Below are 21,449 nucleotides of genomic sequence, written 5' to 3' on the forward strand. Positions count from 1 at the left end.
AATCCTGCAATTCCAAAGCCGCTATCCGCCTCAATCAACAGGCCAGATCAATGGCTTGCGGATAGTTCACGGCCGACTCACTATTTCTATGCTGAACAGTCTCGCCTGAGTATATGTTTTAGCTAGTCGCTAATTAGACGGAATTCTGCCAGTCTGCATTCCCCCCTGATCTGATGTAGAGCAGCTTCCAAGTGGGAATTAGCCCCCCATCGACCGGATCGGGCGACACGAACATGCGCTGAAGGCTTGGCGGAACGGCTACTGGGACCATGATGCTACTCGAATGCAAGATAGTGTCAGAACGTCCCGGGAAGGCTGCAGGCAGGGGATGTCAGGTCAATCAGCCTATAGATATGATACCGCCCATTCGCTGAGACTTCACGATGGGCATAGGAGGTGGGAATTCTTGCCTTGAGATGGACGCGGCTGTCGGAGCAGGCGAGCACGGCAGCAGCGATGGCCTGAACCTTCGGGCCGCTGACAAAAACGTTCACCACCGCACGCGAGCCGAACCCGTCGAGATACGTCTCGAAAGCATCGAGGTGGGCCATCAGCCCGAAAGCCTGGATGTCGCGAACTTCGCCATCTTCGAGCCGGTGGGTTTCACGTACCTTGGCCACCTGTTGATCGAGCAAAGCATCGATATGCGCATTCTTGTCGCTTCTTGGGACGAGGAGCGAGATCCGTTCCGGACTGACGATATCGATCAATCCGTAGAATACGTCGGCATCTCCTCCGATCCCCACGAGCAGGACTTTCTCTTCGCCCATTCCTCCGCTGCCTTGAAGATGAGGGACGGTGACGTATCGGTCCAAGCCGCTGGAAAAATCCTCTTTGCCGATCGCGTTCCCGTAGATACCTTCGGCGTACCCGAATTCGAGAGACTGAATCGACATTTTCTTGAATGCCACCGCAATCAGCCATTGGATGTAGATTCGCGGCATCGTCGAGCACTCGACGAAAACCTTCCGCAGGCTTCCTTCGTATGAGCCACATGAAGCGGCCATCTGAGTGAGCAGGTGATCGAGGAGATTGATGTTCTTCTGATACTCGATGGAAGGCTCGAGGGTGATCACAGTCACTTCGACGCCCCATCGGGTACCCATAGCGATGAGCTTTCGCCGGTTTTCTTCGACGGCTGGGACGTTCGCTTCCTTCAGAGCAAAGTCCAGAACCACGATCTTGCCGACCTTCAGGTCAAGATGGTTTTCGAACGCGGCGAAACGCGTTTCCCATCCAAGCGCGACGATCGCGATATCTGCCTCCATCGTTTCGCAGGTACCTGCATCTCTCGCCTTCTCGGTGACGGCCAGATGGCCGAAGACTCGATACTCGACAGTTGAAGCGGTCATTCGAGATCGCTCTCGAAAAGCGAGTGCTGGAATTCGGTCTTGAGTGCGGGCCGCGCGACGAGCTCCTTAAACACCGAGTCGGCCCAGTCTTCTGGGAGCCGATGCCTGGTAAAAAGCAGGTCGACCATCCGCGCCGCAGGGATTGTGTTGATTTCGTACGGGCCGCGATAGGAGAACCCGAAGTAAGGTGCAAATCGCCGATGCAATCTGATCATCATCTCCTTCGATGCGGGGTCGGCGCGGTCCACCTCAAAGTTGCCGGCGGCGGAGACCTCCCGGATAAACCCATCCCTTTCCGCCCGACGCAGGACCTCGTCCAGTTTTCCGCTGGGTTGCTCCAGTCGGTTCACCAGCGAGCGCATTTCCTTTAGATCAACCCTGAAAATGCCTCTCTCTGTCGTTCCTAGAGCATTTTCTTCGGCAAACTCTGTCTGGAGGCGAGCGGTCAGGTAACCCAACGCCCGCACCATGCGCACGCTCTCTTCTTCGTACGGATGTGAAAGCGCCTGAAGTCCATCAAGCTTCCGTTGAGAGGCGGCGTTCACAGCCTGTCTCTGCTGTTCGAGATGAATCTGTAAATCCGAGTTGATGAATTCCACCAGTTTTCGTGGATCACTGGAACTCGGAACACTGCGGCGGAAGATCTCTCCCATTATATCAAGGAAATCGCGTATACAGACGTCGCTCAATGATGTGATGATCTGGTGCCCTACGTACGGGTAGTCATGCAGACGCAGCATCTGGCACGCTTTCAGAAAAGCCCATCCCTGTTTCCGGGCGATCGACCTCTTCAGATTTGAAGCATCCGCCTTGCTCATGGGCCGGCGCTTAATTTCCGGGTTCATGAGCGCGAGCGCCAGCCCTTCGGCATAAGGGCGCGCTTTTCGATCAAGAAGGAATTGCTGCTGATCCGCCGTCCTCAAATTCACGGAGAGGAATTCACGTGCTGCATCAGCAAGTGCCACAAGCTCTTCTCTGCCCTCGGAATGACCCGATATGATAACCCGCTCGATGATGTCATTGACGGAAAGCCGCCCCAGCCGGTTTTTGAGCGAAAACGCGCTGAGCGCATCGTTGCGCTCGAGATCACTCCGCAGATGGTCAGGAAGCGCATAGTACAGCCGAAGCGACGACACGTTCTCGCACAGCGTGGCGAACTCCCTCGGATCGACTGAATCAAGATTCTCGACGTCCCGGTCAGCATTCGAGAGCGACTGGCCGGGTATGATCGTCCGGATCGTGTCGTAGAGGCCGCCGATGTAGGCGAGGACCCATTTCACGTTGCCGCGCGTCTTTCTCACCAAGGTGTTCAGGAACTGCTGTTGGAGCGGTGTCAGTGCTTCACAGTCGTCAATCAGTATCTTGAAGAAGGGCGCCCTGTCACCGGCGAAAGATGGGCCATTTAAAAGTGGAGTGATCGCGGTCGCGACCTTGTTAATGATCGCGCCAGGGTCTGTTGCTCTGAAGCCGGTCGCTCCGGCATCGGCGGCAAAGAAGAACGCGTTGAAGCATTCGTCGACGTACCGGGTTATCCCACCCCGCAGCTCATCGATGCTGAAGAAGTCGAGACGGGCAGGTTGGGGTATGAAGTGCAGCACTTCGCGATGCAGTGCCAGGGCGACGTCCCTATCTTCGGAGGCCCGGTATTTCAAGTGGCCGTCGCGTCTGAGCTGGCCGATGCTCTCGAGCAGGCGTTCGACTATCTTCAGCTCCAGATAGTGAGAGAAGATTACGAATTGCCGCGGGATCACGGCGGCCGTGTCGAAGCGTATCCGCTCCGGAATGAGGTTCAGAACGGCGTTGTCGATTAGGGGCGAGAATGTCTCATTGAGCTGGAAGAAGACGCCATACCAAGCGAGCTTGCCGACTTGGTCCGAGAGACTTTTGTCTTCAAGAATATGGACTGTGGAAAGCGAGCGAAGAATGCTGGTCTTGCCGCTGCCTCTCGTCCCTGCGACGAAGACCGGCTTGGCGGCGGCAGAAATCAACGCCGACTTCTGACTGAACCACAGTATCGGGCGGCTTTCGTACTCGATCCTGTTGGGGCCGAACGGATTCTCCATCGCTATTCGTCCCTTACCTTAATGCGCCAAGCCGAGTTTGCCTTGGTGAGGCCGTCTATCTCGATGAAGCGCGCCGCTTGGAGCATCAGAAGAGAGTCTTCCAGATCTAGCCCGAGCTCGGCGGAGGCAGCAATCTCAGTGATCTCGTCCCAGAAGAGTAACCCATTCCCGCGCCTGGTGGCATGGTCGCGCAGTCGGCGCAGCAGGTCAAACGTGTCGTTGTTCAGAAAGGCCTTGCCGTTGGACATGGTCGAAATAAAGCAATGTTCGCCTTCCATGACCGTCCCGTCGGCGACATTGGTGCGGTAGGGTATAAGTCGGATGCCGACGAGCTCTCCCTGATCGGTCGTGAAGAAGACGAGCTCATTGAAACCTGACTGTATCTCTGGTGCTGAGATGCAGATCAATTTGCCGTCCGGAAACCTTGGATCGTTGACGATCTCGACCGGATCAGCATGTATGTGTCCATGCAGGTAGACGATAGGCTTGTTGCCCTGCAGCAGCTGAGTTCTGACAAATCCGCTGTTGAGCATCTCCGCGTATGGCGTAATGCGCGGAGTCTTTTGTGGCAGCAGATTGTGATGGCCGATTATGATGCCGTAACGCATGTCGGGCTGCTGGAGCAATTCCTGTAGGCCTGCAAGCATCTCACGCGAGATGTATGGCGTGTCCATCTGACCGTAATACTCGTCGTCGGACGCCTCCTTGTCTGGATCGCTGGGAGGTGTCGCGGGCGAATGTCCCGAGATGTCCGGCGAGCCGAGATCTAGAGGCTCTGTAGAAGGACTGAGTGCCTCGAGACGATCACGAAGGAACGCGGGAAGGTTTTGAAGCTCCCAACTGCCTATCGCTGTGTTGACGAGGATGAAGTTTGCGCCTGCGGATCCTGTCGGAAGTCTGAAGTGCACGGGTTGGTCCACGGGAACGGTCTGCCAACCCAAGCGGGCGGCTAAACTCGCCATTTCGCTGAATTTCTCAGTCGGTCCAAGTTCGCGCGCGTCATCACGGTTCACATCGTGATTTCCCGGTACGAATATCAACGGAAGCGCCTTTGAACTGCGTCCCTGTGCGCGGCAGAGCAACGTGAAATGCTGGAATGCCGAAGCAATGAAGGTCTTGTCGCCACGGCTCGTGAAATCCCCCATGAAGGCGATCGAATCCAAGGGCTTCGAAGTCGTCAGCCGCCGAAGTTTCGTCAAGACGGCACGCAGCGAAGACGCGCGTAGCTTCTGCGTTATTTTCGGAGCGAACTTGCTATCCTTGGCATCGATGTTGCTAGAGGAAGGATGCCAGTCCGGATAGTGAATATCGCCTACTTGAAGGATTCGCACCCGCCGCATAACTCGCCCCCCTGCCGAGAGCCATAGACTAATCCGTTCGCTTTTGCCAAGCGCGAACGATCATCCGCAGTGTCCTTAACGAGGTAGCCTGCACTTTTCGAGAATTGCCACGGCGGCTATTTTTCGGCTGTGAAGCACACGAGACCCGTGACGTGAGACCCAGTTGCTCAATGCCCAGTTGCTCAATGAGCTTTCTTACGAATAAGGGAGAATTTCCGCGGCCGGACTATCTCTGAGCGAGCGTGCATGACTGCCAACGGAAGGTCTTGCACGCACCCTTGCGATCTTGAGCAATGGTCGCCATGACTTTCTTCTTGCAGGCTTTTGAGTGGCCCAGCCTGCGATCACCAGACCCCACCGATTCTAAAGAGCGTGGCAGATGGGATAGTCGAGGTTGCCCGTGCACAGTCACGCTCAGGGCTTGCGCCGCCCAGAGGACACGCTGAAAAGGCAGATTGGGGCGCAAGCACGCCATTCACGAGAGGTTCGACATGAAGACCATGCAAGAAAAAGACATTCCGGCATTCGTACAAGCAGTTGTGGACGCCGGCTGCAAAATTTGCGCGATTGGCAACTTGGGATACGTCTTTGGCGATGCTGATTTCACGCCAGCGCAACGGAGGGCCGTCGAGCCACAGCTGCGTAGGATTGCTGAAATCTACGGCGAACGCGATCATCTCATGAACGAGATAGCTGTATATCTGCGGTCGATCGGACGCCATGTCGAGGTTGAGCCGAAGACAGGTATTTCCTGATGGCCGTGATCGCGAGAAGCCGTCTTCCAACCTCTGAATCCTAAAGGAGGTGACCCCCAAGGCCGTTCGTCACCTTCGACCAGAATAACCACATCCGTGACCGCCTGAGCTACTTGGTCGATACGCGCACATGGCCAATACAGTTTCTCCATCCTTCACGAAGCGAATGAGGCTTTGGCCATTCAGCCCCGGTCTACGGGGCGTGACTTGTCCCCGATGCATGCGCGAGCTCTCCGCCCGGCTGGCCGCCGGTCGTCGCCACCGGCCGAAGGCGCCCGAATGCGCTTGACAAGATAGCGTCAGCCCGTTCAACCTAAGGCATTCACCAGGGGAGTCCCGGCAAGGGGCTGAGATACTGCTGGCTTTCGCGGCGCAGTGACCCGTTGAACCTGATCCAGTTCATACTGGCGTAGGGACGGTGCAAGCGCTTTGCGGGAGTTTACGCCCGAGGTCCTGTTGCAGCAGGTCTACAGAAGCGTCTTTTCATCCTTCCGGCACAGAACTGGGTCTCCAATGCATGAGCAAAGGAGCCTCACGATGAATGCCCTCACCCCCGCCGTATCGACGGGACCACTGCCCGCCTCGCGGAAAATCCACAAGCCCGGCGTCCTCTACCCGCAGATCAGGGTGCCGATGCGCGAGATTTCCGTCCATCCGACGGCCGGCGAACCGCCCGTCACCGTCTACGATCCGTCCGGCCCCTACACCGATCCATCAGTCGAAACCAGCATCGAAAAAGGCCTTGCCCGGCTTCGCCACGAATGGGTCACGGCGCGTGGCGATGTCGAAGCCTATGACGGCCGCCACGTCCGGCCGGAAGACAATGGATTCGCCACCGGCGAGCGCCTGACACCGGAATTTCCGATACGCAATCGGCCGCTCAAGGCCAAGCAGGGCAAGGCGGTGACCCAACTTGCCTATGCGCGCGCCGGCATCATCACGCCAGAAATGGAGTTCGTAGCCATCCGCGAGAATCTCGGCCGCGAGGTGATGCGCGGCAAGCTGCAACGCGACGGCGAAGCCTTCGGCGCGGCGATCCCAGATTTCGTCACACCCGAATTCGTGCGCGACGAGGTGGCGCGCGGGCGCGCAATCATTCCCGCCAACATCAATCATCCCGAGAGCGAGCCGATGATCATCGGTCGCAATTTTCTGGTCAAGATCAACGCCAACATCGGTAACTCGGCTGTCACATCGTCGATGGCCGAAGAGGTCGAAAAAATGGTCTGGGCTATCCGCTGGGGCGCGGACACGGTGATGGACCTGTCGACCGGCCGCAACATCCACAACATCCGCGACTGGATCGTGCGCAATGCGCCGGTGCCGATCGGTACGGTGCCGCTCTATCAGGCGCTGGAAAAGGTCAACGGCATCGCCGAGGATCTGAACTGGGAGGTCTACCGCGACACGCTGATCGAGCAGGCCGAGCAAGGCGTCGACTATTTCACCATCCACGCCGGCGTGCGGCTGCACTACATCCCGCTGACCGTCGACCGGGTCACGGGCATCGTCTCGCGCGGCGGCTCGATCATGGCCAAATGGTGCCTGCACCATCACCGGGAGAGCTTCCTCTACGAGCATTTCGAGGAGATCTGCGACATCGCCAGAGCCTATGACGTCTCCTTCTCGCTCGGCGACGGCCTTCGTCCCGGTTCAATCGCCGATGCGAACGACGCGGCGCAATTCGCCGAACTGGAAACACTTGGAGAACTCACCAAGATTGCCTGGGCAAAGGACTGCCAGGTGATGATCGAAGGCCCGGGCCATGTCCCCATGCACAAGATCAAGCAGAACATGGACAAGCAGCTCGCAGTGTGCGGTGAGGCGCCGTTCTACACGTTGGGGCCGCTGACGACCGACATCGCGCCGGGCTATGACCACATCACCTCAGGGATAGGTGCCGCCATGATAGGCTGGTTCGGCACCGCAATGCTTTGCTACGTCACGCCGAAAGAGCATCTCGGCCTTCCCGACCGCAACGACGTCAAGATTGGCGTGATCACCTACAAGATAGCCGCCCATGCAGCCGATCTGGCGAAGGGCCATCCGGCAGCGAAAACCAGGGATGATGCCCTTTCGCGCGCGCGCTTCGAGTTCCGCTGGGAGGACCAGTTCAACCTGTCGCTCGACCCCGAAACCGCACGGTCCTTCCACGACCAGACCTTGCCCAAGGAGGCGCACAAGCTGGCACATTTTTGTTCGATGTGCGGGCCGAAATTCTGCTCCATGCGCATTTCCCACGACATCCGTGCCGAGGCCCAGAAGGAAGGCATGGCGGCAATGGCGGCAAAATACCGGGAGGGCGGCGATCTCTACATGCAGGCGGACGAGACTGGCGTACCGGTCGTGCCAGAGGCTCCCAAACCATCATGAGGGTGCTCGTCAAAGGGGCCGGCGTTGCCGGCCTCACCGTCGCTTTCGAACTCGCCGCCCGCGGCGCGACGGTCACCGTCGCCGAGATGCGGCATGGCCTTGGTGGCAACGCGTCGTGGTTCGCCGGCGGCATGCTGGCGCCATGGTGCGAGCGCGAAAGCGCGGAGCAGCCGGTGCTGGATCTCGGACGCGATGCTGCCGACTGGTGGGATGCGGTGCTGTCGGGTCAGGTGACACGGGCCGGGACATTGGTCGTGGCCGCGCCGCGTGATGCCGGTGAGCTTGACCGGTTCGCCAGTCGCACGTCAGGGCATCGGCGCGTCGATGAAAACGAAATTGCGCTCCTGGAACCCGACCTCGCCGGCCGCTTCCGGCGTGGATTGCTCTTCCCCGACGAGGCTCACCTCGACCCACGCCCGGCGATGGCGGCACTTCATGACAAGCTTGCGACCATGGGTGTCAAATTCCACTTCGGCTGCGACGCCCGGCCTGTTTCGGGATTCGCCCGTCAGATAGACTGCATGGGAATGGCAGCGGCCGATGACAGGCTGCGCGGTGTTCGCGGCGAAATGCTGATCCTTCGCACGCCTGATGTCTCGCTGTCGCGGCCGGTCCGTTTGCTTCATCCACGCTTTCCGCTTTATGCCGTGCCGCGCACCGATCACCGTTTCATGATCGGAGCGACGATGATTGAAAGCCAGAGCGCCGGACCGGTGACGGCGCGTTCCATGATGGAGCTGCTGGGCGCCGCCCATGCCCTCCATCCGGCCTTTGGTGAGGCCGAGATCGTTGAAACCGGTGTGGGTGTCCGTCCGGCATTTCCCGACAATTTGCCACGCGTCGAAACAGACGGTGAGATCATCGCGATCAACGGTCTTTATCGTCACGGTTTTCTCCTCGCCCCCGCCATGGCGCGCCAGGCTGCCGACCTGGTTTTCAGTCAAGACAGAACCAAGGAGCATGCTCATGAAACTGATGGTCAACGGCGAGGCGCGTGAGATTGCCGCCACCACGCTGGCCGAGTTGCTTGCCGCGCTCGACTATGAGGGCGATTGGCTCGCCACCGCCGTCAACAGCGACCTCGTGCACAAAGCCAACCGCGCGGAGTTCCAGTTGAGCGACGGCGACCGGATCGAAATCCTCTCGCCCATGCAGGGCGGCTAGCATGTTGGAGCTTTATGGAACCGAGCTTTCGTCGCGCCTGCTTCTCGGCACGGCTCAGTATCCTTCGCCGGCCATCCTTGCCGATGCAGTCAAGGCATCGGGCACGTCGGTGGTGACCGTCTCGTTGCGGCGTGAGATGGCGGGCGGTAGGGCCGGCGAACAATTCTGGTCGTTGATCCGCTCGCTGGGCGCCAGAACCCTGCCCAATACCGCCGGCTGCCTCTCCGTCAAGGAAGCCGTCACCACCGCGAAAATGGCGCGCGAGGTCTTCGGCACCAACTGGATCAAGCTCGAAGTGATCGGCAATCACGACACGCTACAGCCGGATGTGTTCGGTCTGGTTGAAGCCGCCCGCATCCTGTGCGAGGACGGCTTTGCGGTATTCCCCTATACCACCGACGATCTCGTTGTCGCCGAGCGGCTGCTGGAAGCGGGCTGCAAGGTCCTGATGCCGTGGTGCGCACCGATCGGTTCCGCCTTGGGACCGGTCAACATGACGGCGCTGCGCTCGATGCGCGGATATTTCCCTGGCGTCCCGCTGATTGTGGATGCGGGGCTCGGACGGCCGTCGCACGCGGCCACCGTCATGGAACTCGGCTTTGACGCCGTGCTCCTGAACACAGCGGTCGCCAAGGCGGCAGATCCGGTCGGCATGGCGCGTGCTTTCGGTAAGGCGGTCGACGCCGGTCGTGAGGCGTTCAGTTCGGGAATGCTCGAACCGCGCGACGTCGCCGTGCCATCGACACCGATGGTCGGCAGGGCCGTTTTTTCATGAAGCTCGATCCCTTCTACCTGATCGTCGACAGCGCCGCCTGGATCGAAAGGTTGGCGCCGCTCGGCGTCAAGCTGATTCAGCTTCGCATCAAAACCATGGATGAAACCGGGCTGCGCGCGGAGATCCGCAAGTCGAAGGCCTGGTGTGTCCAACACAAAAGCCAGCTCATCATCAATGATTATTGGCGCCTGGCAATCGAGGAAGGCTGCGATTTCGTGCATCTGGGCCAGGAGGATTTGCAAACGGCCGACCTCTCGAGGATACGGGCAGCGGGCGTCAGGCTCGGATTGAGCACGCATGATCATGTCGAGCTGGAAACGGCCATGTTTGCCGAGCCCGACTATGTCGCGCTCGGTCCGATCTATCCCACCACTTTGAAGAAAATGAAGTGGGCACCGCAAGGGCTAGAGCGGATCAGCGAGTGGAAGCGGCGGGTGGCGCCGATCCCATTGGTCGCCATCGGCGGCCTCAACCCCGACCGCCTCGACGGCGTCTTTGAGGCCGGCGCCAACAGCGCCGCAGTGGTCACGGACATCACGTTGAGCTTCGACCCCGAAGCGCGCACGCGAGAATGGATCGAAAAGACGGACCGATGGCGATGAGACGAGAACCGCATGTGCTTGTCGTTGGCGGATCAGATTCCAGCGGGGGTGCTGGAATAGCACGCGACATCGAGACGATCTCTGCCGTTGGCGTGCGCACCTGTCTCGCCGTCACAGCGCTAACGGTGCAAACGCACGACGCCGTGATCGAAATCCATCATTCGCCACCCAGCATGGTGGCCAATCAGATGTGTGCCGCGCTACAGGCCAACGACGTAGCCACAATCAAGATCGGCATGCTGGCGACTGCCAAGATCATTGTTGCCGTTGCCGCAGTGCTGCGCAAATTTCCGCAAGTGCCGGCAGTACTCGACCCTGTGCTGGCCTCCACCTCAGGCCGCGCACTTCTGGAAGCAGGCGCTATCGCTGCCATGAAGCGCGATTTGATGCCGCTTTGCTGCATTGTCACGCCCAACCTTCCTGAACTGGCGCTCCTTACTGGTTCCGAACCGGCTTCGGATGAGGACGGTGCGCTCCAACAAGGACAAAGACTGCAGGCCGTCGGCCCTCAGGCCCTGCTGATCAAGGGTGGGCACGCGTCGGGTCCCCGATCGGCCGATATTCTGTTACGCTCCGATCATGAACCCATCCACTTCGACACGCCGCGCCTTGCTATATCGATGCGCGGAACAGGTTGCATGCTGGCCAGCGCGATTGCGGCGCATCTGGCGAAGGCGAAGTCGCTCGAAGATAGCGTGCGCGAAGGCAAGCTGTTTGTGTTCGAGAAGCTTCAGAAATGCCGGCTGAATAATCACAACGTTCTGCGTCCAGCCAAGCAGACCCATTTTCCAGAATTTTTCCAGTAGCGAGACTGGAGGGCTACTGCTTCTCTATGCCATCCTTACAACGCGTTGAGTTCCACTGTGCCGTCCAGAATTATCTGTCGTTGTCCAGAATTAAGCCGGGCTTAGAACTGAAACGAACCCGCCGAAAGGTACGAGCGGCCCTCACTCGATAAGGGTTACCAAACCTATTCCTGTGGGCTACCAATCCGCGTGGTGGGTGGCCTTAGGTTACCAATCAGTGTGGCGTCCGGAATTATCTGCCTCTCTCCGGAATTAAGCCGAGATTAGAAGATCGGTGCGGTATTGCGCCCGGTCAAACCGTGTCGATTTGCGGCGTAGCCGACGTGTCTCACGCTTGGCGGCGTCGCACGCTGGTCCCGATTGTCGCCCGAATATCTGCCTACCGGCGACAGTGAATGCGCCAAGCTAGACCTTCGTCGATAGGGCGGCTCCGGTTTACCAATCCTGTCGTCCTAGGTTGACCAATCCGTTGTCGACCGTGAGCGGGTTTACCAATAAGGGCGGCTATATTCTGCGCAAACCCAATCACCTGATGCCAATCCAGAATTAATCGTCATTAAGGGCATTGGTAAACTCAGTCTGAAACCCCACCCTTAGCCAGAAAACTCTCCTGTTTTCAATCGCATAGCCCGCCCGCCAGCAACCGATAATTCGGGACCGGTAAACCCGTGAAAGGCCCAATAATTCCGGACGTCACACCAGTCTGCCCTTTTATGCGACTTTTCGAGCACAGACCGGGAACATCTGACCGTTTCCATTCATCGCCCAAGGCCGGTTTAGCGCTGGAAAAGCCAAAGTGCGGGAGTAAGAATGGCCGCAACGGGGCCGGAAGCCGTCGGTCAGCTTTCGGGGAGTGATCCCGGTAAGTTCGCAACTCATTCGCTTCTTTTCTGCAGTCCCCGCCATTACGAGTTGGCGGTGTCGGTCGCCGAGGGGATCAACGCCATTACTGCGGCTAGTTCGGCCCTCCGGACGAGGAATGGCATGCGCGTCGTCCCATAGTGCTTGGCAAGATGGAAGCGGTGCATGCCTCCTACGATGTGAACTTGGCCTTGGTACTCGCCGAGCAAAGGCGGTGTGACACCGCGGCCATGCAGCCATCGGTAGGCGATCCCACAGCTCTTGCTCTTGTAACGTTGATGCCAAGGACCCTTGTCCCTGCTGGCGGCGTAGGTAAGCCTGCCGCCAACGTCAGTGACATCAGCGTCGATAAGAATGAAATCCGTCGAAGCGTGGTCGCTGGGATCATCGCCGTCGAACGCGAGATAGAAGTTTGCAGGATCGCAGTCCCATATCGCAGTCAGTGCAACCGGAATGTTCTTTCTTCCTTTGCACCAGATGTCGACCTTGCGTTTCTCCTGAGCGCGGGCGACCTCGAAGGCTTCGTCTAGTTTTCCTTCCGCGACATCCATGGCTGTGATGACGTTCAAGCCAAGGGCCGTCAGACGGTTGATCTCGTCCACGTTCGCCATGCCTTCTCCTCTGGCAGCAGATTATTATCCACCGTTGGAAGATGCGGCGGCAATCCAAGCCTGAGGCACGAGGGCCTGTCCACGCCATTCCTCAATCAACTTGACTCCGGGAAGCTTGCCCCAGACGTCCTCATCTGCATGATCCAGCACGATGATCTGGAGGCGACCTTTCGCGGCCATGACCTCAGCGCCTAGGAGCGCAAAGACCTTCCTGACGGCGACCACGTCCTGATCCCTCCACGCGATGAGGTCGGGGCCCTCGTCGCCCGCCGCCCGCTTAGGAAAATAGACTTGGCTAGGTTGGTCGAAGATCAGCTGACCAGGGACTGGGTGATGAGGTTCGGCCAGGAAGTAGTGCTGCAGCGCAAGCATTAGTGCGACGTGATACGCGAGCCAATTGGCGCCGCTGCCAATCTCCCACAGGTAGTCCTCACGCGTTCCCCTAGTCACCTTGACGGTCAGGTCTTCAATCAACAGCCTAATCGGGGCCTCGGGCCACTCCGCGTCAAGCTGCGGAATCAGCCGATTGGCATGATGGGAGACTTGGTGCAACGCGTTGAATAGCTTGCGCTGGATGTCGGCCTCGGAGATCGTCTTTTGCAGCGTTGCAATATCGGCCTGCAGCGAGGTGAGTTCCTGCCGCAAATCCGACGACTGGTCGGCGCGGTCGTAGACGTGCAACGCCTGCTCCAATCGACCGAGGAAGCGCTCAAGCCTATCGAAGCGATTGGCCTCGTCTCGGGCGACGTCAGAGTCCCGTTCCAGCACCGCTATCTCGCTACGGACATCGTTCAACTCAGATAGGACCGCTTCAGCGGCGCCGCGCTGGCGCAGGATTTCCTTGTCAAGCGTGTTAGACATCGCAGGGTGGGTCCGCAGTCGGATCTCCAGACCGCCGAGGTTGTCGCAAAGGGCCAAGACCTTCTCGCGGCCGCCGTCCCCGAGTGCGACCAACGGATCGGCGAACTCGTCGGCCAAGTCCCTCAGCCACGTGGAAAGGTCCAAGCGGTCACGTTGGATGCGCATGGCGTCGCCGTACGCCTCGCTGCTCTCCACCAGACGGCGCAGTTCGTTCAGGCGCTGACGATGCTCGGTAAGTCGCGCGGCGATTTCAGTTTCCGACGCACGAAGGGTTTCCAGACGCGTCAGCACCACATCGATGCCGGCCAGGCTTGGTCGAGCAAGACTTGAGTTGCTGTTCGACACGCGCCGAAGCAGGTCAACAACGTCACTCCAGTCCTTCGGCACTTCAGTGGAGGAATCGACTAGGCCAAGTTCGACTGCCTGACGCAGCCACGCCTCCGCCTCCGCCCGCCAAGCGCCAGTTGCCGACACGATCGCGCGTAGCTCAGCCTCCTTCCGGCGGAGGTTGCGCTGGAGCCGATCGATCTCAAACCGCGCCTGGAGAATCTTTGCCGTGACCGCGCCCAGAACGTACGGGAAGATGGTCTTTAGCTTCTCCCGGTGTTCCGTCGTATCGGCCTTGAAAAACATCACGTCGGGATTGGCGATCACGTTCTGAGGTTGGAACGTGAAGGCCATGAGGTCGCGGAAGCTTGGCCTTTGCTTGAATCCATTCTCTGTACCTGGTTCGAAGTCGAGGTCAGTCAGTCCTGCCAGGCGGTTCATCGCGCGCTTGACCGTGTCGACATTGGTGGTCTTGTCGGTGATCGTCTCCGGAATTTCGACCTGTGCGCCCTCCAGCAGCACCATGTCGCCTGTGCTCTGTTGGTCCCCCGGTTCGCGTCGCGCCAAGAGCTTTTCGCCCTCCAGCGTCTCGATCAGAATGCCGAACCAGCTGCAGTTCTCGCGGATTACGCCCACCGGAATCGCGCATTTCTCCGAGCCCAGACAGTAATCAACAATAGGGATAACGGCGGACTTCCCGGTCTTCGACGCGCCGCTGATGACGTTGACGACACCGGGCTCGAACTTGACGACCCGCGGCGCTGCACCATTGCGGGGCCAAAGGATCAGTTTTCGAAGCTGGAAATACATCTAGAACTCCACCCGTAACAGGTTGGCCACCTGCGCGGTCCCCAGGTTCGAAAACCAGAAACCCAATTTCTCCGAGGCAGGTCCGAGGTGCTTGACGCGCTCTGGAAGGACGAGCCTCCTCGGTTTCGGTTCTGGTACGTTTGCTCTTAAAGTAGCATCCTTGTAATCCACGGACAGCAGCCGCCCGCTCACACCGACAGCGGCCGATTGCAATGTCAGAGTACGCAGCAGCAGCGCTCGCTCGTGGACGGCGAGGAGTTGTTCCCGTTCCTTCCCGAGCTTGGCCGCGAAGAGCGCCAGTCCAGAGGGTCGGTTTGTCGAAGTCACGATTTCGAGCGTTGCGCGATGCAGGACGATTGGCAGCACGAGAAACGCCAAGGCGAACGGCGCTGGACGTTCGTCCTCAGCCTGGAAACCTTGGCCAAATTGCCACAATGCGAAAGCCCCAAGTCCTGGATTCTGGACAAGGGCGAGGTCGCTGAGCGGTAGGTGCGATCGGCCAGCCTCAATCAAGTCGCTGGCTCCAAAAGAGTCTGGTAGTCGGGATGCCAGCCGAGGCGCAGGCCGTGGGCAAGGGCGTTGAATGATCCGTGGACGAAATGACCGGGGACGACTCGACCATCGAGTGGAGGCTGCAACTGCGCGCAGCGCCTGTAAACTATTCTACCACGAACCGTTGCGGGGTGTCCGGCCTGTATGTCGTGCACCTCTGCACTGACGTGCTCATAGCGACCGACAAGATCATCGTCCCAGTCACTTAGGTTCTTCTCAAAGATTAGCCCGCTTTCGCCCCAGATCGAGATGTCGGCGAGCGTCCTAAGGTAATCGCTAACAGCCCGGACGCACGCTTCGTCTCCCACCTCGATCAGCTCGAGTTGGCGGACGAAGGCGGGACGGTCGGCGATCAATTGTTCGATGGCCTCGACAGGCGGTTGCTTGGTGAAAGACGACAGCAGCCCTGGAAGGTTGTTCTTCTGAACAAATGCTCTTTGCTCGGCCTGAAACGCGTCCACGTCCAAGATGGCGGGCTTGCCAGCTCTAATCAGCCTGTCCGCCGCCTCCTTCGCAGCGCCGATCGCGCGTTCGCACACTAGGTCGATGATGAGCGGAGAGACCGTCGGCTTGAAGATCGCGCGTATCGGATCGACGGGATCTGCATCGACGCTGATAACGGCGAGATTCTTGACCAAGGCGGCGCAATGAGCCGCATCAGCGTTCAGGAAAGCTTGGACGTCGGCGTCGCATGCCGGTGCAGCTTTCAGCTTGCTGTGGGCTTTGGCGAGGTTAGCGACCAGCGCCTCCACGTCGGCATCTGTTTTCGCGTCGTTCAGCGCGATCGCGAAGGCACCCGCCTTCACCGGTGTGACATATAGCCGGAAATGGCTGGTCGCCGGGTCGATCTCTCCCGCCGCCATGAAGCTGAGCCAGTTGGCCAGAGACTTCCACAGGTCCGCAGCCCAGTCGGATATCGGATTTTGCTTCAGTGCGCTCTTGCTTTGCTCAAGAACGACTTCGCCGCCGACCAGGTGAACCGCCACATCGTCTAAATGTTCAAGAGAGACCAAGGCGCCGCTAGGCGCGTTGAGCAGGTGAAAGCAAAGGCGTACAGGTTGAAGCGCATAGCCGAGGTATTGGCCAGCGGCGCTGTGTTTTCCCGTTTGCGTCTTCGCGTTCATTGCCCATCCCGTTCTCCCGAGTCGCACCGGAAGAAGCCAGTAACGATATTGGTATAGTTCGCCGTTGTTTACAATTGGCGCCCCGGCGATAGGACGGCTAGGCGCGATACAATTGCTGTTTAGGGCCAGCTCTCGAAGTCCAGATTCGGCAGGACAATGAATTTGCAGGACGTCCATTATGGGCACATCGGGGCCGTCTATGGCTCGGGCGATATGTCCGCTTTTGGACGAACGCGAAGTTTGCCGGAACGTCTGACTTTGGGCGCATACTTGCCGTCAAATTCGGCGTCCTTCACTGGTTCGTTCACGTATTCCGGAGAAAATTACTGTGCGAGTTGATGGATCCTCGTTCCCGGTACGACAGCCTCAGCTATTTCACATAGATGCTTATGGTGCGTCAGGTAGATGACCTGACCTGTGTTTGCCATCGCTCCGAACAGCCTGAAAACCTCCTCCGAGCGAATATGGTCGAACGTCTCCATGATGTCGTCGGCGACGAATGGGACCGAGGGCCGAAATTGCGCGAACTCGTAATAACCGGCGAGTCTTAGGGCAAGGTACAGCTGAAATCGTGCACCCTTTGAAAGCGCTTCGGTGACCTTGGATTGCCCGTCACCCTGCACAGCAATGAGAACCTCACCACCTCTTACAGGCTGGGTTGTCAGCCCCGAATACTGGCCACGCGTCATTAGCTTGAACGCGTCTGATGCGCGCGCCATCATGCCGGAGCGATGGCTCTCACGGTAGATCCGCAAAGCATTGCCAGCCGACATGATGCCAAGCTTCAGCTCTATGTAGCGAACGGCCTTCTCCTCGATTTCCAGCAGGGTTGTGCGCCGTTCAGCATCCAGGCGTGCAACCGCACTATCACCGCCGATGGCGTCCAGCTTGTCGGCCGCGCGCGTCTGCCGGATCAGCTGTTGCTGGATGGTTTCATCGAACAGGCGAAGCCGCTGCTCACCCTCAGCCTTCTCGACCGCGAGGCCGTCGAAATCGATCGCGTCCAGGATCGAGCGGGCCTGCTCGAATCCGTCGACCGCGAGCTCCGCCACTATCCGTTCCTCAAGTTCGGCGACGGTGGTGCGCAAGCCATCGCGCTCACGCAACAGCTCATCGCGTTCGACTACCTCGGGCAGAGTGGCGACACCAAAGACGCCCAGCACCTCGTTCTTGCGGCGTTCGTGTGCCAAAATCTCAGTGTCGAGGATGTCGCGCGCCTCCTTGAGGCGCTTCAGGTCGTTGCCGAGGCTTGCCTTCGTTTCACGTGTCCGCTCGGCACGCTCTAGGCGCTCGGCAAGGCGGATGGCCAACTGCTCCGGGTCGGTATCCTTCGTCGGCTCGTCGGCTTCAACCGCAACGGCGATGACCTCGACCAGAAAATTGGCCCTGTCGGCCTCCATCTTGTCGATACGCAGCTGCAGGTCGTCCCGTTCCTGCAGGCTTCTTGAAAGTTCGGCCAATTGATCGAGCACAGTGCCGACGCCGGATGCGGAGAGCCCGCTTTCGAGCCAAGTTCCCTTGAGTGCTTCGGTAATGCCGGCCAGCCATTCCTCCTCGCGACGCTCCGCCACACCTACTGCAACCCGTCGTGCCGCTAGATCCTCTTCTTTGGAGCTCACCATTCTGAGCGCCTCGGCATACTCGGCGTCCACCTTGCGCTGCCGATCCAGAAACGGCTCCGCGATGGCCATGATTGCTTCGAGGGTGTCGTTGGACTCTGATACAATGCCGACGCTTCCCAGCACTGCTCTCATTTCCAAGCGTATCTGCTCGCCGGCGTCAGCGGCTCGCTCGGCCTTCAAGCGAGCAAGTTCGATCTGCTCCCAGGCAGCGAGCGCATCGCTGCGCGCCTCGATCTGATCCTCGATCCTTTCGATCAGGCGCTCAGACGAAGGTTCCACGGCGTCTCCGAGCAGGTCCCTGGCGGCCGCGCGGATTTCCAACAATTGGGTATCCACATCCTTGCCGAGCTGTGTGCGTTGGATGCCGTTGCGTGACAGGTTGGCCGCGGCCTCGGCCAGCTCGCGCGTAGTTGCCCGGATCTCAGCCAGATCCGCCGCGCCGGCCAGCCGGCCTGCGCTGGCAATGTCATCGCGCGCCAATGCCACGGCGAAGTCGTCAGCGGTGTCACCGGTCAGCGCTGCGCGGTGCGTTGCCCACGCATCATCGCGAACTCGGCGGATGGCGGTAGCCGCTTCATCGTCGACAATGTCGCCCGAGGCACGAAGGGCATCCAATCGTGCGGCGAGCATGGCATGGTTGCCCTCGTATTCAGCAAGGCGTTCGGCAAGTACGGCGGTGTTCCTTGCCAGTTCTGACGCTACCGTCTTCCAGGCGGCAATCTGCCCGGCGCTCGGAACCGCGACGTTGGCGAGAGCGAGGGCATCTCCGTTCCATGGACGCAAGCGCGCGAGCGCCGCCTTCCATCGGATTGTTCCCGCATCTTCCGCCTCGCGAGCCGTCCTAATCTCTGCCTGGTGTCCGCTTGCTCGCGCTTTCGACAAAGCCGAGCCCAGCCTTGCCCTGGCAGGTTCGGGCACCGCCCTTTCCTCGCCGACCCGCTGCCTTGCCACCTGCAGCGCATCGAGTGCCGCCGCGGCTTCGTCGCGAGCGGCACGCATCCCGGTAGCAATCCCGGACCTCTGCTCGACCATGGCGCGAACGACGCCAACGGTGACGGCAGGCAGAAGCAGCGCGCCAGGATCCGCCTCGGAAGATCGGCCCAAGGCGGCAAGGCAGCTCGCCACGCTGTTGTTGAGGATTTGCAGCTCCATCCTGCGAGTGGGCAAGTCAAAGCCAGCCGCGGTATGGCGCACCTTGCTCTCCGCCAGCCCGCGAATGCGTTCGGAAATCGACAGGATCGGTTCGTCCTCGTCGACCGCAGTGACTTTTTCCGCCAGGCGCTCGGTCTCGTCGATGTTTGCGGACAGCCGCGTTCTGAGGCTGGCATCGTCATCGATCAGTTCGGTGACACTTCCCGTCGATGTCCGGGCTGGGGAGGCGATGTCCGGCAGCTGATCCAGCCGGGCAATCTTGCGCCGGATATCCGCCAGCATCGGCGCAGCACGCACGTAACGAGCAAAGGTATCCAGCCTGGCCACCAGCACCGCCCGATCGCTGATGGTTCGGCCGTACTGCTGCGCTGCATCGAGACGTTCGGCCTCCAGGCCCTCGTAGGTTGATGCAAGGGTGTCGATCGCATCCCTGCGCGACTTTACGTCAACAAGGCGCTTCTTCAACAGCGCCAGTTCGGTTCCATGCGCCTGCTTCCGATACAGAGCGTCTGCTTCGGCCTCGAGGGCGTTCAACGTATCACTTGCGTTCCCAAGACCGGCGCTGGCCGTGAACAGAAGCTTGCCGAGGTCGCCCCGCGACTCCAGGATAGATTTTCCGCCGGCTTCCAACGTCTCGTCATCGAGTGAGAACATCGTCGTGTAGGCGTCGCGCGACAGACCGGCGAGATGCGCCGTGATCGCCACCTCGCTTACCGGTTGGCCCGTCGCATTCAATAGCGAATTACTGCGCTGTTTCGTACGCGTGAACGTGTGTTCGGAGCCGGCCAGTTCCAGCACCCCGCCGATGCGCATGGCACTGTACTCGTGCAGGAAGTTGTAGCGGCTCCGTTCCTCGATGCCGAACAGCAAGTCTAGATAGGCCGAAAGCGCAGTCGATTTGCCGGCCTCATTCAGGCCAAACACGATATGCAGATCAGGTCCGGATTCCGGTTTGGGTCCGAAGTCGATCGAACGATCGGTGAACTTTCCATAACGAATGAGGTCAAGGCGCCGCAACCTCATGACGATCCACCGGCCTTAAGGCGGGCAGTCACCAAGTCCGCGCCCTTGGAAAGCACCTGATCGAGGAACTGTTCCAGCCCGGCTTCGTCCGTCCCAGCAAAATCCCGCCCGTCGGCCGGAAGGTCGGCGACCATCTTTTGGACGAACGCCCTCGCCTCAGCGCGGAAGGCCTCCGAGGTGGCATCGGCACGCATTGATTGCTCGAGTTCGAAAATCGGATCAGCAATATCCTCGGCGGTCTCCGTCCGAGGCGGCGCGAGGTCAAGCTCGAGCTTCTCCACCCACGTATGGCCTAGCTGTTCCGCAGCCTGTTCGGCTTCGGCAAGAAGGAGGTCCCTGTCGCGGATCAGCGCCCACATCAGTGGTGACGTTCCTGTCAGGCCAATGCGAGCCACAGCATGACGCGATCGGACGGTTGCCCGCATCTCTTCGAGTGCGAAGCGAACACGCGCGACGGCCTCGGGCCACTCCACCGCTCCGGTAAGGTCGACGCTCACCCGTTCGAACTGCGCAACGCTGGTCAGCCGTTCCTCGATCTCCACCGAACGGTCGTGGCGCACCGTCACCAGGGTGACTGATTTCTCACCGGCCTCGTTGATATCCCTCCCCTGCGGTATTCCCGGCATCACCACGGCACTGGCGCCAGGATGGACTTGGCGAGCATGGATGTGGCCGAGGGCCCAATAGTCGAAACCGTGGGCGTGCAAGTCAGCGATGCTGCAGGGCGCGTAAACGTCGTGACCTGGCGATCCAGCCAGACTGGTATGCATGATGCCTATGTTGACGGCCCCTTCACGAGCCGCCGGATATTTGGTTAACAGGCTGTCCGGCGCCTTAGGGTTCGCAAAGCTCAAACCATGGAATACGACGTCCAGACCGCCGGCTGTCTGCAATACCGACTGAGCACGACCACCAAAGATGGTAACGGTGTCGGGAAATACCAGCTGTTTGGAAATCCGCGACAGGGCGTCATGATTACCGCGGATCTTGAAAACCATGATGCCGGCCTGGTGCAGGCGTGTCATCTGCGCGCCCAAGAACCGCGCTGTCTTCATTGAAGTCTGGTCGCCATCGTATAGGTCGCCAGCAATGACCAACGCGGCCACACGTTCCTCAAGGCAGAGATCCACTATCGAAACGAATGCCTGGCGGCTGGCGTCGCCCACCAGCCCGGCAAGATCGGGATTTCGCATCGCCAGCGAACGAAGCGGCGAGTCGAGATGAATATCGGCCGTGTGTACGAATCGAAATGCCATTCGGCCTCCGCCAGCAAAAG

At 59.5% G+C, this 21,449-nt stretch carries 16 protein-coding genes and 1 riboswitch; of the genes, 7 read left to right on the plus strand and 9 right to left on the minus strand.

The window, feature by feature from the left end; translation table 11 throughout:
• Positions 1-296 precede the first annotated feature (296 nt).
• Genes P9230_RS31155 through P9230_RS31165 form a run of 3 tightly spaced genes read right to left on the minus strand, consistent with a single transcriptional unit; the run spans position 297 to position 4,755 of the window.
• Positions 297-1,352, minus strand: a complete 1,056-nt coding sequence (locus tag P9230_RS31155; protein ID WP_063169411.1) for a hypothetical protein — start codon at positions 1,350-1,352, stop codon at positions 297-299.
• Positions 1,349-3,415 (minus strand): hypothetical protein, encoded by a 2,067-nt coding sequence (locus P9230_RS31160; RefSeq protein WP_063169412.1) that lies wholly within the window; start codon positions 3,413-3,415, stop codon positions 1,349-1,351. Before P9230_RS31160 ends, P9230_RS31155 begins: the two co-directional genes overlap by 4 nt.
• Positions 3,416-3,417: 2 nt before the next feature.
• A complete protein-coding gene (locus P9230_RS31165) occupies positions 3,418-4,755 on the minus strand; it encodes a metallophosphoesterase (RefSeq protein WP_063169413.1) in 1,338 nt (445 codons plus the stop codon).
• Positions 4,756-5,246: 491 nt separating this feature from the next.
• On the opposite strand from P9230_RS31165, the gene P9230_RS31170 reads away from it, so the two are divergent.
• From P9230_RS31170 to P9230_RS31200, 7 genes are all read left to right on the plus strand, one after another.
• Positions 5,247-5,510 carry a hypothetical protein gene (locus P9230_RS31170; protein WP_082826710.1) on the plus strand — a complete coding sequence of 88 codons (264 nt, stop codon included), beginning with the start codon at positions 5,247-5,249 and terminating at the stop codon, positions 5,508-5,510.
• Between the two features lie 317 nt (positions 5,511-5,827).
• Positions 5,828-5,944: riboswitch (TPP riboswitch) on the plus strand.
• A 103-nt stretch (positions 5,945-6,047) separates the two neighbouring features.
• A complete protein-coding gene (gene thiC, locus P9230_RS31175; protein ID WP_063169414.1) occupies positions 6,048-7,883 on the plus strand; it encodes a phosphomethylpyrimidine synthase ThiC in 1,836 nt (611 codons plus the stop codon).
• Positions 7,880-8,881: a glycine oxidase ThiO gene (thiO, locus tag P9230_RS31180; protein WP_063169415.1), complete on the plus strand. Its 1,002-nt coding sequence runs from the start codon at positions 7,880-7,882 to the stop codon at positions 8,879-8,881. The genes thiC and thiO overlap by 4 nt, the downstream gene beginning before the upstream one ends.
• A complete protein-coding gene (thiS, locus tag P9230_RS31185; protein WP_024504260.1) occupies positions 8,850-9,047 on the plus strand; it encodes a sulfur carrier protein ThiS in 198 nt (65 codons plus the stop codon). Before thiO ends, thiS begins: the two co-directional genes overlap by 32 nt.
• Before the next feature lies 1 nt (position 9,048).
• On the plus strand, positions 9,049-9,822 hold the full coding sequence (locus P9230_RS31190; protein ID WP_024504259.1) for a thiazole synthase: 774 nt from the start codon (positions 9,049-9,051) through the stop codon (positions 9,820-9,822).
• The gene (locus tag P9230_RS31195) at positions 9,819-10,424 is read left to right on the plus strand and encodes a thiamine phosphate synthase (RefSeq protein WP_063169416.1); all 606 of its coding nucleotides are present in this window, start codon (positions 9,819-9,821) and stop codon (positions 10,422-10,424) included. Before P9230_RS31190 ends, P9230_RS31195 begins: the two co-directional genes overlap by 4 nt.
• Complete coding sequence (locus tag P9230_RS31200) at positions 10,415-11,230, plus strand: hydroxymethylpyrimidine/phosphomethylpyrimidine kinase (protein ID WP_063169417.1); 816 nt, start codon at positions 10,415-10,417, stop codon at positions 11,228-11,230. The genes P9230_RS31195 and P9230_RS31200 overlap by 10 nt, the downstream gene beginning before the upstream one ends.
• Positions 11,231-12,135: 905 nt before the next feature.
• Here the strand turns inward: P9230_RS31200 and P9230_RS31205 are convergent.
• The 6 genes from P9230_RS31205 to P9230_RS31230 all read right to left on the minus strand — a co-directional run bounded on the left by P9230_RS31205 (position 12,136) and on the right by P9230_RS31230 (position 21,429).
• Positions 12,136-12,702 carry a hypothetical protein gene (locus P9230_RS31205; protein WP_063169418.1) on the minus strand — a complete coding sequence of 189 codons (567 nt, stop codon included), beginning with the start codon at positions 12,700-12,702 and terminating at the stop codon, positions 12,136-12,138.
• Positions 12,703-12,726: 24 nt separating this feature from the next.
• Entirely contained in the window at positions 12,727-14,700 is a 1,974-nt protein-coding gene (locus P9230_RS31210) for a DUF3732 domain-containing protein (RefSeq protein ID WP_063169419.1), read from the minus strand.
• Complete coding sequence (locus P9230_RS31215) at positions 14,701-15,213, minus strand: three component ABC system middle component (protein WP_063169420.1); 513 nt, start codon at positions 15,211-15,213, stop codon at positions 14,701-14,703.
• Positions 15,210-16,376 (minus strand): ABC-three component system protein, encoded by a 1,167-nt coding sequence (locus tag P9230_RS31220; RefSeq protein WP_063169421.1) that lies wholly within the window; start codon positions 16,374-16,376, stop codon positions 15,210-15,212. The genes P9230_RS31215 and P9230_RS31220 overlap by 4 nt, the downstream gene beginning before the upstream one ends.
• 323 nt (positions 16,377-16,699) lie before the next feature.
• Positions 16,700-20,173 (minus strand): AAA family ATPase, encoded by a 3,474-nt coding sequence (locus P9230_RS31225; protein ID WP_063169422.1) that lies wholly within the window; start codon positions 20,171-20,173, stop codon positions 16,700-16,702.
• Positions 20,170-21,429 (minus strand): DNA repair exonuclease, encoded by a 1,260-nt coding sequence (locus tag P9230_RS31230; RefSeq protein ID WP_063169423.1) that lies wholly within the window; start codon positions 21,427-21,429, stop codon positions 20,170-20,172. Before P9230_RS31230 ends, P9230_RS31225 begins: the two co-directional genes overlap by 4 nt.
• Positions 21,430-21,449: the final 20 nt, after the last annotated feature.

It is taken from the genome of Mesorhizobium sp. WSM4887 (genome assembly GCF_029625865.1).
In the GTDB taxonomy this organism is placed as follows: Bacteria; Pseudomonadota; Alphaproteobacteria; order Rhizobiales; family Rhizobiaceae; genus Mesorhizobium.